Below are 13,265 nucleotides of genomic sequence, written 5' to 3' on the forward strand. Positions count from 1 at the left end.
CCTAGAACTGGATGGTGTCGCGGCGCATCAGCCTGCGCAGCAGCACGACGAGGACGGACACCAGCAGGATCATCACAACCGCCGCCGCGCAGGCCATGCCGTACTCCGGCGTCCCCTGGGTGCCGAAGGACCGGTCGAAGACGTAGACACCCAGCGTCCAGGCCCGGATCGGCGGCGAGTAGGTGCCCGGCCCGGCGAGCACGAACACCAACTCGAAGATCTTGACCGCGCCGATCGTCCACAGCACGCCCGCGACGCCGATCACGTCCCAGGTCAGCGGAAGCGTGACGTGCCGGAACTTCTGCCACGGCGTCGCGCCCGCGATGTCGGCGTCTTCGTAGAGATACGGCGGGATGCGGTCGACCGCGGCCATCAGGATCGTGATGTAGAAGCCGGAACTGGCCCAGATCAGGCACCCGGTGACGACCCAGGTGACGTTCTCGGCCTGGAGGAACTTCACCGCGTCGAGGCCGACCGATTCCAGCAGGTGGTTGGCCAGGCCCTGCCGGTTCGGCCGGTAGATCAGCACGATGCTGAAGAACATCCCCAGCGCCACCGGGGCCACGATGTTGGGGAAGAACAGGATCGCGCGGATGAGCTTCCCGCCGCGCATGTCGCGCAGCACCATGGTGAACAGGAACGCCAGCAGGAACGTGCCGACGCCGCCCGCCACGATGTAGAGCAGGGTGTTGAGGAACGAGTACCGGAACGCGTCCGAGGACAGCAGTTCGACGTAGTTGGCGAACCCCGTGAACTCCGGGGTGTCGCCCGCGCCCGCCCACGAGGTGAACCCCAGCGCCACGGTCGCCAGGGTCGGCACGACGAGGAACACCACGTACAACGTCACGGCGGGCAGGAAAAACGGGAAGAACAACCGCTTCTTGCGGACCAGGTGCGCGCCGGACGCCCGCCCGCCCACGTCGGTCGAACCGGGCATCAGGCCGTGGTCTTCCAGAACTCCGCCTGCTTGGCTGCCAACCCATCGATGAACTGGCCTGCGGTGATCTTGCCCTTGAGCAGGTCGTTGTTCAGTGGGTAGAACACGTTGTCGACCCACTTGCCCGCGGCGAGCGCGTCGAGGCCGTCCATGAAGATCGCGTGCTCGGCGTCGGACTCCAGCGCCGCCTTCACGTCCTTGAGCGAGTCGGGCACCGCGAGGTCGGCGCGCGGGGTCAGGTTGTCGGCCACGGCCGGGATGCCGGAAAGGATGTCCTTGTTGAGCATGTAGGCGATGAACGCCTTGGCGGCCTCGGGGTGCTTGGCCTTCGCGGTCACCGCGAACCCGATCGGAAGCTGCTCGACGACGCGGTGAGTGGCGCCCTCGGGCTGCGGGAACTGGAACGAGCCGTAGGCGACGCCCTTGGTCCCGCCCTGCTTGCTCAGGTATTCCCGGGTCTCGCTGGGGCCCCAGCTCCCGACGAACAGGAACGCGGCGTCGCCGTCGGCCCAGCGCTGCTGGATCTGCGGGAACTTGGCCGCGTCCCAGCCGTCGATGAAGTAGCCGCCCTTGGCCAGCCGCTCCACCAGTTCCGCAGCCTTGAGCGGCCCCGGGTCGGCCTTCCATGCCTGCCCGGTCTTGTCCTGCGCGGCTTTCTCCAGCCCGCCCGCGCCGACGTAGCGGGCGGCGAGCTGGGTGAAGAAGTAGGCGTTGTAGAAGTTGATGTCGCCGTCCTGGCTCACCGCGGCCATGCCATCGGCCTTCGCCTTGTCGAACAGGGCGAACAGGTCGTCCATCGTCCGCGGCGGCTGGAGATCCTTGATCAGGTCTTTGTTGTACCACCAGGCGTTGCCCAGCAGCTCGTACGGGATCTCGAAGATCTTGCCGTCCGCGCCCTTGTTCTGCGGGATGTCGTAGGACGACGGCGCGATGACGTCGCGGACCCGCTTGTCGCCCTCGCCGATCTTGTAGTCGAGCACGTCCTCGACCGGCTGGGTGCCGCCCGGGGCGACCACGGCCGCCTTGACCTGGCTGATGTCCTGGTCGAACAGGTCGGGCACGGTGTCGGTGTTCAGCGCGGGCGCCACGTTCTGGGTGAGCAGCTTGCGGCCGAGCCACTGCACGTCGACCTTGACCCCGGTCTTCTCGGTGAAGCACTTGATCGCCTTGGCGAGGACCTTGCCCTGGGGCTCGTCCGCGGTCCACATCGACCAGTAGGTGAACTCCTTGTCGGTGGCGGGCTTCGTGCCCACCTCGGGACAGGGCGCGGCCAGGTACTCCGCCACTCCCGGCAGGGCCAGCGCGGCCTCGCCACCGCCATCGCCTTTGCCGCTCCCGCACGCCGCGAGGCCGAGCGCGGACGTCACCGCCAGCGCGAGGGCTGCACACCTGGTCGATCGCATGGTCACCACCTGATCGGGTTGCCGAGGACGCGACTTGGGCCACTGACGATTGGTTTATACCACCTGGCTTGGACGCGCGATGGGACGAAAGCGAATCCGCGTCGCGTATTCGCCTCGGTCAGCGGAGCGCGTTCTTGATCGAGACCAGCACGTCCTCGGCCGACCCGACGGCGGTGAATCCGGCCGCGAGCCGGTGGCCGCCCCCGCCCAGGCGCATCGCGGCGGCGCGGACGTCGACCGCGCCCACCGCGCGCAGCGAGACCGACCAGTGGCCGGGGGCGGTCTCCTTGGCGACCACGGCGACCTCGGCCTCCGCGGTCGTGCGGAGCAGATCGACCACGGCGTCGGCGTCCTGCGGGCTCAGGCCTTCCAGGTCGGCGGCGTAGACCACGGTCTGGACCAGGCCGAGGCCGCCCGCGGCGTCGGGCACCAGTTCGGCGCGGGCGAGCGCGGCGGCCACCATGCGCAGCCAGGCGAACGGGTTGGTGTCCATCAACTCGCGGGTGAGGGCGGTCGGGTCGACACCCGCGGACAACAGCCGCGCCGCGATCCGGTGTGTCTCGGGGGTGGCGCGCCGGAACGAGCCCGTGTCGGTGACCAGGCCCGCGTAGAGGCACTTGGCGATCGCGGGGTCGAGCGGCACGGGCAGCGCGTCGATGAGGTCGAGCACCAGGACGGCGGTGGCGAGCGCCGTTTCATCGATCACGTGATGGGTGCCGAACCGGGGGGTGCCCACGTGGTGGTCGACCACCAGCACCCGCCCGCCCGCGGCGATCGTGGCTGACACCCGGTCGGCGAGCGCGCCGAGCCGGTTCAGGCCGCCGCAGTCCAGCGCGACGAGCAGCGGCGGCGCGGCGGGCACCTCGGCGGCGGGCACGATCAGCCCCGCCGGGTCCAGACCGCGCAACGGCCTCGGCACCTCGGCGGGCGACCCGAACGAGACCCGCGCCGTCGCCCCCCGGGCACGCAGGGCGAGCCCGAGGGCCACGGCGCTGCCCAACGCGTCCGCGTCCGGGTTCACGTGGGCGAGCAGGGTGACATCGGTGGCGGAACGCAAGAGGTCGGCCGCTGCGGCCAGATCGGTGCCCACCGACCCAGCGTCACCCAGATGTGGCGCGGCGTCCAGTCGATCCTTCAGTCGACCTCCCGACCCACACCCGCGCCCAGCGCGTAGGACAGGTGCCCGCCCAACGCGCCTGCCGCGCTCATGGCAAGCAGGCCGAGCAGACTCCAAGCCACACCCGCGGAGTGCGCGCCACGCCGCCTCTTGGCGTAAGAGGCCAGGAAGCACACCGACGAGACGGCGTTAGTCGCGGCGTGCAGCGCTCCCACCCGCCGTGACCGGGTCTCGGTAAGCGTGGACAGTTCGACCAGCCCGGTGGCCACCGCGGCGGGCACCATGGCCAGCCCCACCCCGGTCAGCCGCCGCGCCGTGACCGGGTCGTCGAACACGAAGTCGGCCGCGGCGGCGCACGTCCACGCCCCGATCGGCGCGGTGATGAGCAGCGGGTGGACCGGATGCCCCAGCCAGGAGCCGCGCAGAACCCGGTCGACCGCCGTCCCCGCGACGGCTTTCCCCACCGTCTCGGCGACCTTCCCCACGGGCCCGTCGACAGCGCTGACGGACTCGGCGGCGCGCAGCAGTCTTTTGGTGATCACCCCGGCCGGTTACCCACTCGCCGCACCACCAATCGCCGGTCCGCATAAGACCCGACCACTCGGGGTACGCGGGAAACCCAAGCGGGAAGGAGACCGATGCCCGACAAAGACCCCGCCGACCTGCCCACCCTCGGCACCCTCGCCGAACTCATGGAGCTGACCCGGCTCACCGTCCCGCTCTACCTGCGCTACTCCCCCGGCCCCATCGCCGACCTGGCCCACCCCAGCGTCGACCACGAAAGCGGCCTGACCATGCCCGGCCACTCCGCCAACCCCCTGGCCGTCCCCCACTGGTGGACCCTGCCGGAAGAAGACTGGCTCGCCCGCCGAATCTGCCAGTACCTGCGCGAAGTCCACGAAGGCGCCCGCCCCTGGGTCCTCACCGGCGACGTCGCCGACTTCGGCCCGGACAACGAACCCCTGCTGGTCGACGTGCAACCCCTGGCCTGGGTAGGCCGAGGCCTCGTCACCGAGGCCCTGGAGCGCTACCACACCCGCTTCGACTCCGGCCGCGCCCTGCATTAGCGGGCACTCCATTATCCAGGCAAAGCCCACGAGATTGTCCCCGGCAAAGCCCGTGAGGCGGTGGCGGCCATCCACAAGCGCCCAATCCATCCACAGGTTTCACAAGCCCCCGCCACCAGCGCCAATAGCCGATAGACTGGAGCGGGGCGGCCCCCCGGAGAGGGTGGGGTTTGTCGTCGCGCGCGAGGACGGCAACAGCAGGGCGTTGTCCGGTGAGCCACCGGACAATGTGGCCGGGCGGGGGCGCGGAGGGCGGCAGAGCTGGAGCCACAAGGACAGCGGAGCTGAGTTCCGGGTCACTGGGGATGAGGTCCCGGATCAGCGGGGTGGGGGGTTGCGGCGGACACGGTTGGTGTGGGCGGTGACGGCAGTGATCTTGGCTGCCAGGTCGGGGTGGGTGCCTGCCAGGTGGGGGCCCGCGTCGGCCAGGGGGGCCAGGAGGGCGGCGGTGTCGTCTTGGCCCAGGGCTTGGGCGACCTGGCGGACCGGGCCGCCTGCCTCCGCGGCCAGGCCGTCGAGGGCGCTGACGGCGGCGGCGAGTTGGCGCAGGTGCAGGGAGTTGTCCCGGGCCCAGCGGACCACGGCGCGGTCTCCGGCCCGGCGTTCACGCTCCGCCCGTACGCGTTGTTCGCCGGTGGTGGTGCCGTCCCCATCGGGGCGCAGGCGCAGGTAGCGGCGTTCCGCCGCTTGTCGGCTGGCCACGCCCAGGGCTGGGGCGAGTTGCGCCCAACTGGCGCCCGCGGCGCGGGCGGCGGCGATCAGGCGTGGCTCCCACTCGGCCAGGTCCTCGCGGATGTGGCGGAGCAGGCTCAGCGCGGCCAGGACCTCGGCGGTGTCGGTGTCGCCGCCGCTGGTGACGGCGTGCACCCGGGCCAGGTCGCCGACGGCGTCCTCGGCCGATCCTGGCGCGTGGCCGCGGAGGCGGGACCGCGCGGCTCCCCGTTCGTTCCCAGCCATGTCGTCCTTTCGGTGACTTCACACTTGTCATCGTTTGGACGACATGCTAGAACTGAAGTGCGCGTTGACACAACATGTCGACCACAGGAGGTGAACCGATGTTGATGCGCACCGATCCGTTCCGGGAGTTCGACCGGCTGGCCCAGCAGGTGTTCGGCCACACTCAGGGAACGTGGTCACGCCCGTCGGCCATGCCGATGGACGCCTACCGCGCGGGCGACGAGTTCGTCGTCTCCTTCGACCTGCCCGGTGTGGACCCCGACGCGATCGACCTCGACGTCGAGCGCAACGTGCTGACCGTCAAGGCGGAACGGCGCCCGGTCGACCGCGGGGAGAACGTGGAGCTTCAGGTCGCGGAGCGCCCGCTGGGTGTGTTCAGCCGCCAACTCTTCCTGGGCGAGAGCCTGGACACCGAGAACATCAAGGCGAACTACGAGCAGGGCGTGCTCACCCTGCGCATCCCGGTCGCCGAGCAGGCCAAGCCCCGCAAGATCGCCATCGAGGGCGGCCGCGAGCAGCGCCAGATCAACGCCTGAGCACGACGACCCGAGCGGACAACGACAGTGGCGGCCTCCTCACCGCGGTGAGGAGGCCGCCACTGGTCACCGGGTCAGTCTTCGTCGTCGTCCTCGCGGGGGGCGCGATACGGGTCGGGCTCGCCAGCGTGGACGGCTCCGGAAGCCAGGGCGGCCACCTCCGCGTCCGCGGCGCGCGCCCTGGCCAGCAGGTCGTCGATCCGGCGGGCGTCGTCGGGCACCGTGTCGGCCACGAACGTCAGGGTCGGGGTGAAGCGGACACCGGTCCCCTGCCCGACCAGGGTGCGCAGCACCCCGGTGGCGCGTTCGAGGGCCGCCGCCGCGCCCGCGTGGTCGGGCTCGGCGTCCAGGCTGTCCCCGAGAACGGTGTAGTACACGGTGGCTTCGTGCAGGTCAGCGGTGACCTTGGCGTCGGTGATGGTCACCCGCGCCAGCCGCGGGTCCTTGACCTCGTGCTCCAGCGCGGAGGCCACGATCTGGGAAATGCGCTTCGCCAGTTTGCGAGCGCGGGGTGCGTCGGCCACGACGCTCCTTCTTTCTGGTCGTTCGGGTCAGCCGTCGTTCGATCAGTCGTCGTCCGGTCCCAGCAGCCTGCGGTGGGCCGACAGCAGTTCCAACTCCGGGCGTCCGGCCACCAGCCGCTCGCAGGCGTCGAGCACGTCGCGGACGTGGGCTGCGTCGGCTGCGACCGCGGCCACGCCGATCAGCGCCCTGCGGTGCAGGTCGAGGTGGCCCGCTTCGGCGACCGACACCTCGAACCGCCTGCGCAACTCGGCCACGACGGGCCGCACCGCGGAGCGCTTCTGCTTGAGCGAGTGGACGTCCCCGAGCAGGACGTCGAGTTCCAGGGCACCGACGTACACCAGGCATCACCGAAATGGGGTGAGTAGGGCCCCGGGGGCGCGGCGCGGACGGCACCGCGCCCCCGGGTCTGTGCTACTAGCCGCGCGGCTTCTCGCGCATCTCGTAGGTCTCGATCAGGTCGCCGACCCGCAGGTCGTTGTACGAGCCCAGGGTAAGACCGCACTCGAAGCCCTCGCGGACCTCGGTGGCGTCGTCCTTGAACCGGCGCAGCGAGCTGATCGGCAGACCCTCCTGGACCACGACGCTGTCGCGGATCAGTCGGGCCTTGGTGTTGCGGCGGATCTCCCCGGACATCACCATGCAACCCGCGATCGTGCCGACCTTGGAGGAGCGGAACACCTCGCGGACCTCGGCGCGGCCGAGCTCCACCTCCTCGTAGATCGGCTTGAGCATGCCCTTGAGGGCCGCCTCGATCTCGTCGATGGCCTGGTAGATCACCGAGTAGTAGCGGACATCGATGCCCTCGCGGTTGGCCAGCTCGGTGGCCTTGCCCTCCGCGCGGACGTTGAAGCCGATCACGATGATGTTGTCCGCGATCGCCAGGTTGATGTCGCCCTCGGTGATGCCGCCGACGCCGCGGTGGATGACCCGCAGCTCGACCTCGTCGCCGACGTCGATCTTCGTGAGCGCGTCCTCCAGTGCCTCGACGGTACCGGAGTTGTCGCCCTTGATGATCAGGTTGAGCTGGCTGGTCTCCTTGAGCGCCGCGTCCAAGTCCTCCAGGCTGATGCGCTTGCGCTTCTGCGCGTTCTGCGCGGCCCGGGTCCTGGCGGACCGGCGCTCGGCGATCTGCCGGGCGGTGCGGTCCTCCTCGACCACGAGGAACGTGTCGCCTGCGCCGGGCACCGAGGTGAACCCGATGACCTGCACCGGCCGCGACGGGGTCGCCTCGGTGATGTCCTCGTTGAACTCGTCCACCATCCGGCGCACGCGGCCGTAGGCGTCGCCAGCGACGATCGAGTCGCCGACGCGCAGCGTGCCGCGCTGCACCAGCACCGTGGCGACCGGACCGCGACCGCGGTCGAGGTGCGCCTCGATGGCAACGCCCTGGGCCTCCATGTCCGGGTTGGCCCGAAGGTCCAGCGCCGCGTCCGCGGTCAGCAGGATCGCCTCGAGCAGCCCGTCGATGTTGACGCCCTGCTTGGCGGAGATGTCGACGAACATCGTGTCGCCGCCGTACTCCTCGGCGACCAGCCCGTACTCGGTGAGCTGCTGGCGGATCTTCTGCGGGTTGGCGCCTTCCTTGTCGATCTTGTTGACCGCGACCACGATCGGCACGTTCGCCGCCTGGGCGTGGTTGATCGCCTCCACCGTCTGCGGCATGACGCCGTCGTCGGCGGCGACCACGATCACCGCGATGTCGGTGGCCTGCGCGCCGCGGGCACGCATGGCGGTGAACGCCTCGTGACCGGGGGTGTCGATGAAGGTGATCAGGCGCTCGACACCCTCCAGCTCACTGGCCACCTGGTAGGCGCCGATGTGCTGGGTGATGCCGCCCGCTTCGCCCTCGTGCACCGTCGTCTTGCGGATGGTGTCGAGGAGGCGGGTCTTACCGTGGTCGACGTGACCCATCACGGTCACGACCGGCGGGCGGGCCTGCAGGTCGGTCTCGTCACCGGCGTCCTCGCCGTAGCTGATCTTGAAGGAGTCCAGCAGCTCGCGGTCCTCTTCCTCGGGGCTGACCACCTGGACCTGGTAGTTCATCTCCGAGCCGAGCAGCTCCAGCACCTCGTCGGTGACCGACTGGGTGGCCGTGACCATCTCGCCGAGGTGGAACAGCACCTGCACCAGCGAGGCCGGGTTGGCGTTGATCTTGTCGGCGAAGTCGGTCAGCGAGGCGCCCCGGGCCAGCCGGATCGTCTCGCCGTTGCCCTTGGGCAGGCGGACGCCGCCGACGCTGGGCGCCTGCATGTTGTCCATGTACTCCTGGCGCTTCTGCCGCTTCGACTTGCGGCCACGCCGGGACGGGCCGCCGGGACGGCCGAACGCGCCCGCGGCGCCACCGCGGCCGCCGCCGCCACCGGGACGGCCACCGCCGCCACGGAAACCGCCGCCGCCTGCCGGAGCACCGCCACCGCCGCCACCGGGACGGAAGCCACCGCCACCGCCCGCGCCGCCACCGCCGGGGCCGCCGCGGAAGCCGCCGCCACCACCAGCGCCACCGCCGCCGGGACGGAAGCCGCCGCCACCGCCGCCGCCGGGACCACCGCGCGGCGCGCCGCCGGGGCCGCCACGCGGACCGCCGGGGCCGCCACCGGGGCCACCGCGACCGCCACCGGCCGGACGGGCCGGACGGGGCGGCATCATGCCCGGGTTGGGCCGAGGCGGCATGTTGCCCGGGTTCGGGCCGCCGGCGGGACGCGGCCCGCCGGGAGCGCGGTCACCGCGGGGCGCGCCAGCGGGACGGCCCTCGCCGGGCCGGGCCGGACGGTCGCCGCCGGGGGCTCCGCCGCCCGCCGGACCGCCCTGGCCACCGGGCCGGGGCCCGCCGCCGGGACGCGGAGCGGGCGCGCCGCCGCCGACGCCGAACGGGTTGTTGCCTGGCCGCGGCGCGCGCGGACCGGGCTTCGGGGACTGCGTCCTCGGCGGGACGACCGAGCCGCCCTGCTGCGCCGCCGCTGGCCGTTCCTGCTTGGGCGCGGGCTTCGGCGCGGGCGGCGCCGGGGTCGCGGGCTTGGGCTGCTCCTGCCGCGGCGCGGGAGCAGGAGCGGGGGCGGGGGCCGCCGCCGCTGGCTGCTCGCGCACCGGCTCTGGGCGCGGAGCGGGCTTCGGACCCGGCTTGGGGCCGGGCAGGAAACCGGGCTTGGGCACGCTGGTCGGCGTCGGCGTCGGCGCGCTGGGCGCGGGCGCCGGGGCGCCACCGCCTGCCGGGGCGGCCGGAGCGGACTGCTCCGGTCGCGGCATCGGCGGGCGCGGAGCGGGCTTCGGGCCTGGCCGCGGGCCGTTGGACCGCGACTCACCCTTGCCCGGATAGGCATCCCGCAACCTGCGGGCTACCGGCGCCTCCACGGTGGAGGACGCAGATTTCACGAACTCGCCCATGTCCTTCAACTTGGCGAGTACATCCTTGCTAGTGACTCCGAGCTCCTTTGCCAGCTCGTGCACACGGGCCTTGCCTGCCACTGCTCTCCTCGTCTGATGAGGCCGGCGGCAGTCCCGTCGACCTCGTCCTATCGTCGCGCGTTCATGTCTTCAGCTTCACGGCTGACTCATGACGGGTCGACCTGCTTCCTGTGTCTTCCTCGGAGCGGGATTTCCCCGCCCCAACATTGCCTGCGAGCCGTTCGATCTCCGCTCGCAGACCCTCCACGCCGACCGCCCCCTGGACCCGCAGGGCCCTGGGGAACGCCCGCCGCTTCTCGGCCTTGGCCAGACACCCGGCGTCGGGGTGCACCCACGCGCCCCGGCCCGGCATCCGACGCCGCGGATCGGGGACCGCGTCCCCGTCCGCGAACACCACTCGCAGCAATTCCGTGTCCGCCGCCCGGGCACGGCATCCCACGCACGTCCGCACGGGGCCGGAGCCACGAGGGCGAGCGGGAACCGCGATCTGGCGATGAACCATCGGAAGTCTATCTTGTCAGGCTCAGTCAACAGAACCGGATACCGGCGCGGCCTGCGCTCCGGCCGCCGCGTCGCTGCGGATATCGATGCGCCAACCGGTCAGTCGCGCGGCCAGCCGCGCGTTCTGCCCCTCCTTGCCGATCGCCAGCGAGAGCTGGAAGTCGGGCACCACCACCCGGGCGGTCTTGGCGCGCTCGTCCACCACGGTGACCGAGACGACCTTGGCTGGCGAGAGCGCGTTGCCGACGAACGTCGCCGGGTCGTCGGACCAGTCGATGATGTCGATCTTCTCCCCGGCGAGCTCACTCATCACGTTGCGCACCCGGGCCCCCATCGGGCCGATGCAGGCGCCCTTGGCGTTGACCCCGGGGACGGTCGTGCGGACCGCGATCTTCGAGCGGTGCCCCGCCTCGCGGGCCACCGCCGGGATCTCGACGGTGCCGTCGTTGATCTCCGGGACCTCGAGCGCGAACAGCCTGCGCACGAGATTGGGGTGCGTACGGGACAACGTGATCTGGGGCCCACGTGTTCCCCGGGCGACGCCGACGACGTAGCACTTGATCCGGGTGCCGTGCTCGTAGCTCTCGCCGGGCACCTGCTCCACCGCGGGCAGCACGCCCTCGGTGTCGCCGACCTGCACCACGACCATGCCGCGCGAGTTCGCCCGGGTGTCGCGCTGCACGACACCGGCGACGATCTCGCCCTCCTTGGCGGAGAACTCGCCGAAGGTGCGCTCGTGCTCTGCGTCGCGCAGGCGCTGCAGGATGACCTGGCGCGCGGTGGTCGCCGCGATCCGGCCGAAGCCCTCTGGGGTGTCGTCCCACTCGTCCTCGACCTGGCCGTCCGGGCCGGTGGTGAAGGCCAGGACCCGGACCAGGCCGGTGCGCCGGTCGATGTCGATGCGCGCGTGCGGCTGGTGCCCCTCGGTGTGCTTGTAGGCGGTCAGGAGAGCGGTCTCGATCGCCTCGATGACCGTCTCGAACGGAATGTCCTTGTCGCGCTCGATCGCCCGCAGCGCGGCGATGTCAACGTTCATCGCGCGTCCTCCTCGTCACCGGATGCACGACCTTCGAGCATCGCCATGTCCGCCGCCGGCGGCTGCTTGAACTCCACTTCGACCACGGCCCGCGCGACGTCGGCGTAGCGCACCCGGCGCAGCGCGCCGTCGACGAGCAGCTCGACCTCGCCCTCGGGTTCCGCGTCGGCCGAGCCGACGCGCCCGGTGAACTCGGTTCCCTCGATCGGGCGAACTTTGACCAGCCGCAGCCGCGCGCGCCGCCAGTGGCGGGGGCGGGTCAGCGGGCGGTCCACGCCCGGGGAGGTGACCTCAAGGGTATAGGGCCCGCCGAGGACGGCGTCGTGCTCGTCGAGCACCGCGGACACCGCCCGGCTGACCACAGCGACCTCGTCCAGGCCCACCCCGTCGTCGCCGTCGACCACGACCTTCACCAGCCGCCTGCGCCCGGCCTGGGCGACGTCGAGCTGCTCGAGCTCGAACCCGGTCTCCGCGATCGCCCCGGCCACGATCGGCTCCAGCGCCGCGGCGACGGGGTCGCCGGGCGCTGGATTCCTCGCGGAGTCGCGATGTCCCTGGTTGGCCACCTTGGCCGCTCCCTGTTCTGGTCGATGGTGCGATTGTCTGCCGGTCGGCGGTACCCACGCCGACCGCGGTCACCTAGCGTATCTCGCTGCTCGGCGCCAGGCCGCCGCAGGCGATCATCCGCGGGCTGCCGTGCTCCGTTCGCGCGGCCTGGCAGGATGACGCACCGTGAGCACACCCCCGCTGACCCGACGCGCGCTGTTCCGCGCCGCCGCGGCCGTCGCGGTCGCCGCGCCGCTGGTCGCCTGCACCACGGGACCCGACGGCCCGCCGCAGCCGGACCCGCTGGTCGAACTGGCCGCCCGCGCCCGCGCCGACGCGGCGATGGCCACGGCGGTCGCCGCCGCGACGCCCGCGCTGGCCGCCGAGGCCACCGAGGTCGCCACGGCGCGCGGCGAGCACGCCGAGGTGCTGCAGCGGGAGGTGGACCGGGAGCGTCCGCCCACGAGCAGCGCGGCGCCCAGCGCGACGACGACCCCGCCGCCCACCCCGCCCGCGGACGCCGCCGCGGCGAAGAAGGCGCTGACCGAGGGCCTGGCGGCAGCGGAGCAGCAGGCCGCGGCCGTGGTGGCGACCGTGCCCCGCTACCGGGCAGGCATGGTCGGCTCGGTAGCCGCGGCCTGCGCGAGCCTGCGGGAGGTGCTGTCATGAGCGAGCGTGCGAGCGAATCAATGGCACAGTGCGCGGGCGTGCGGGGCCACCGAACGAGTGAGGTGGTCCAGTGAACGTCCAGGAGCCGACCGAGCAGGCGCAGCCAGCCAGCGTGGCCGCTTCGCGCCCGCCGCTGCCGCAGGACACCTTGGCCGCGGTGCAGCAGGCGCTCGGCGCCGAGCACGCGGCGGTGTGGGCCTACGGGCTGGTCAGCGCGTTCCTGCCCGCGTCGTTCGACAAGCCGATCGGTGAGGGCGCGACGGCGCACCGGGCGCGCCGGGACGCCACGGCGCGGCTGCTTGGCGCCGCGGGCGCGATCCCCGAGCCTGCCGAGCCCGCGTATCTGCCGCCGCAGCCGGTGACCGACCAGGCCTCGGCGCTGGCGCTGCTGGTGAGCGCGGAGCAGGACGGCACGGTCGCCTGGCGGGCGGTTCTGGAGCGCACGGACGACGCGGACGTCCGCAAGAACGCGGCGGACGCGCTTACCGAGTCGGCGGTACGGGCGACTCGGTGGCGGAAAGCGGCTGGTGTGCATCCGGCGACACCGGCGATGCCGGGGCAGGCCTGAC

15 protein-coding genes are annotated in these 13,265 nt (G+C 72.0%); 4 read left to right on the top strand and 11 right to left on the bottom strand.

Annotated elements, in window-relative coordinates:
* Position 1 precedes the first annotated feature (1 nt).
* The 4 genes from BLS56_RS04710 to BLS56_RS04725 all read right to left on the bottom strand — a co-directional run bounded on the left by BLS56_RS04710 (position 2) and on the right by BLS56_RS04725 (position 3,999).
* Positions 2-937, bottom strand: a complete 936-nt coding sequence (locus BLS56_RS04710; RefSeq protein ID WP_091448431.1) for a carbohydrate ABC transporter permease — start codon at positions 935-937, stop codon at positions 2-4.
* Complete coding sequence (locus BLS56_RS04715) at positions 937-2,340, bottom strand: ABC transporter substrate-binding protein (protein ID WP_091448434.1); 1,404 nt, start codon at positions 2,338-2,340, stop codon at positions 937-939. The genes BLS56_RS04710 and BLS56_RS04715 overlap by 1 nt, the downstream gene beginning before the upstream one ends.
* A 118-nt stretch (positions 2,341-2,458) precedes the next feature.
* Complete coding sequence (locus BLS56_RS04720; protein WP_091448436.1) at positions 2,459-3,430, bottom strand: DHH family phosphoesterase; 972 nt, start codon at positions 3,428-3,430, stop codon at positions 2,459-2,461.
* 44 nt (positions 3,431-3,474) lie between these two features.
* A complete protein-coding gene (locus BLS56_RS04725) occupies positions 3,475-3,999 on the bottom strand; it encodes a DUF2231 domain-containing protein (protein WP_091448438.1) in 525 nt (174 codons plus the stop codon).
* A gap of 96 nt (positions 4,000-4,095) precedes the next feature.
* On the opposite strand from BLS56_RS04725, the gene BLS56_RS04730 reads away from it, so the two are divergent.
* Positions 4,096-4,524 (top strand): DUF6098 family protein, encoded by a 429-nt coding sequence (locus BLS56_RS04730; protein WP_091448439.1) that lies wholly within the window; start codon positions 4,096-4,098, stop codon positions 4,522-4,524.
* 318 nt (positions 4,525-4,842) lie between these two features.
* On the opposite strand, the gene BLS56_RS31260 is transcribed toward BLS56_RS04730, so the two are convergent.
* The gene (locus BLS56_RS31260; RefSeq protein WP_091448441.1) at positions 4,843-5,481 is read right to left on the bottom strand and encodes a hypothetical protein; all 639 of its coding nucleotides are present in this window, start codon (positions 5,479-5,481) and stop codon (positions 4,843-4,845) included.
* A 98-nt stretch (positions 5,482-5,579) separates the two neighbouring features.
* Between BLS56_RS31260 and BLS56_RS04740 the strand changes: the two genes are divergently transcribed.
* Positions 5,580-6,017, top strand: coding sequence for an Hsp20/alpha crystallin family protein (locus BLS56_RS04740; protein ID WP_091448443.1), 438 nt, complete (start codon positions 5,580-5,582; stop codon positions 6,015-6,017).
* A gap of 74 nt (positions 6,018-6,091) precedes the next feature.
* On the opposite strand, the gene rbfA is transcribed toward BLS56_RS04740, so the two are convergent.
* The 6 genes from rbfA to rimP all read right to left on the bottom strand — a co-directional run bounded on the left by rbfA (position 6,092) and on the right by rimP (position 12,047).
* A complete protein-coding gene (gene rbfA / locus BLS56_RS04745; RefSeq protein ID WP_091448445.1) occupies positions 6,092-6,541 on the bottom strand; it encodes a 30S ribosome-binding factor RbfA in 450 nt (149 codons plus the stop codon).
* A 42-nt stretch (positions 6,542-6,583) separates the two neighbouring features.
* A complete protein-coding gene (locus BLS56_RS04750; RefSeq protein ID WP_091448446.1) occupies positions 6,584-6,880 on the bottom strand; it encodes a DUF503 domain-containing protein in 297 nt (98 codons plus the stop codon).
* A 76-nt stretch (positions 6,881-6,956) separates the two neighbouring features.
* A complete protein-coding gene (infB, locus tag BLS56_RS04755) occupies positions 6,957-10,004 on the bottom strand; it encodes a translation initiation factor IF-2 (protein ID WP_091448448.1) in 3,048 nt (1,015 codons plus the stop codon).
* A gap of 61 nt (positions 10,005-10,065) precedes the next feature.
* On the bottom strand, positions 10,066-10,446 hold the full coding sequence (locus BLS56_RS04760) for a YlxR family protein (RefSeq protein WP_139190512.1): 381 nt from the start codon (positions 10,444-10,446) through the stop codon (positions 10,066-10,068).
* Between the two features lie 21 nt (positions 10,447-10,467).
* Entirely contained in the window at positions 10,468-11,481 is a 1,014-nt protein-coding gene (gene nusA, locus BLS56_RS04765) for a transcription termination factor NusA (protein WP_091448450.1), read from the bottom strand.
* Positions 11,478-12,047, bottom strand: a complete 570-nt coding sequence (gene rimP / locus BLS56_RS04770; protein ID WP_091448451.1) for a ribosome maturation factor RimP — start codon at positions 12,045-12,047, stop codon at positions 11,478-11,480. The genes nusA and rimP overlap by 4 nt, the downstream gene beginning before the upstream one ends.
* A 166-nt stretch (positions 12,048-12,213) precedes the next feature.
* On the opposite strand from rimP, the gene BLS56_RS04775 reads away from it, so the two are divergent.
* Together BLS56_RS04775 and BLS56_RS04780 are read left to right on the top strand one after the other, a co-directional pair.
* On the top strand, positions 12,214-12,696 hold the full coding sequence (locus BLS56_RS04775; protein WP_228771348.1) for a hypothetical protein: 483 nt from the start codon (positions 12,214-12,216) through the stop codon (positions 12,694-12,696).
* 70 nt (positions 12,697-12,766) lie between these two features.
* The gene (locus tag BLS56_RS04780) at positions 12,767-13,264 is read left to right on the top strand and encodes a ferritin-like domain-containing protein (RefSeq protein ID WP_228771349.1); all 498 of its coding nucleotides are present in this window, start codon (positions 12,767-12,769) and stop codon (positions 13,262-13,264) included.
* Position 13,265: the final 1 nt, after the last annotated feature.

The sequence above is a fragment of the Actinokineospora iranica genome, assembly GCF_900101685.1.
Classification (GTDB): Bacteria; Actinomycetota; Actinomycetes; order Mycobacteriales; family Pseudonocardiaceae; genus Actinokineospora; species Actinokineospora iranica.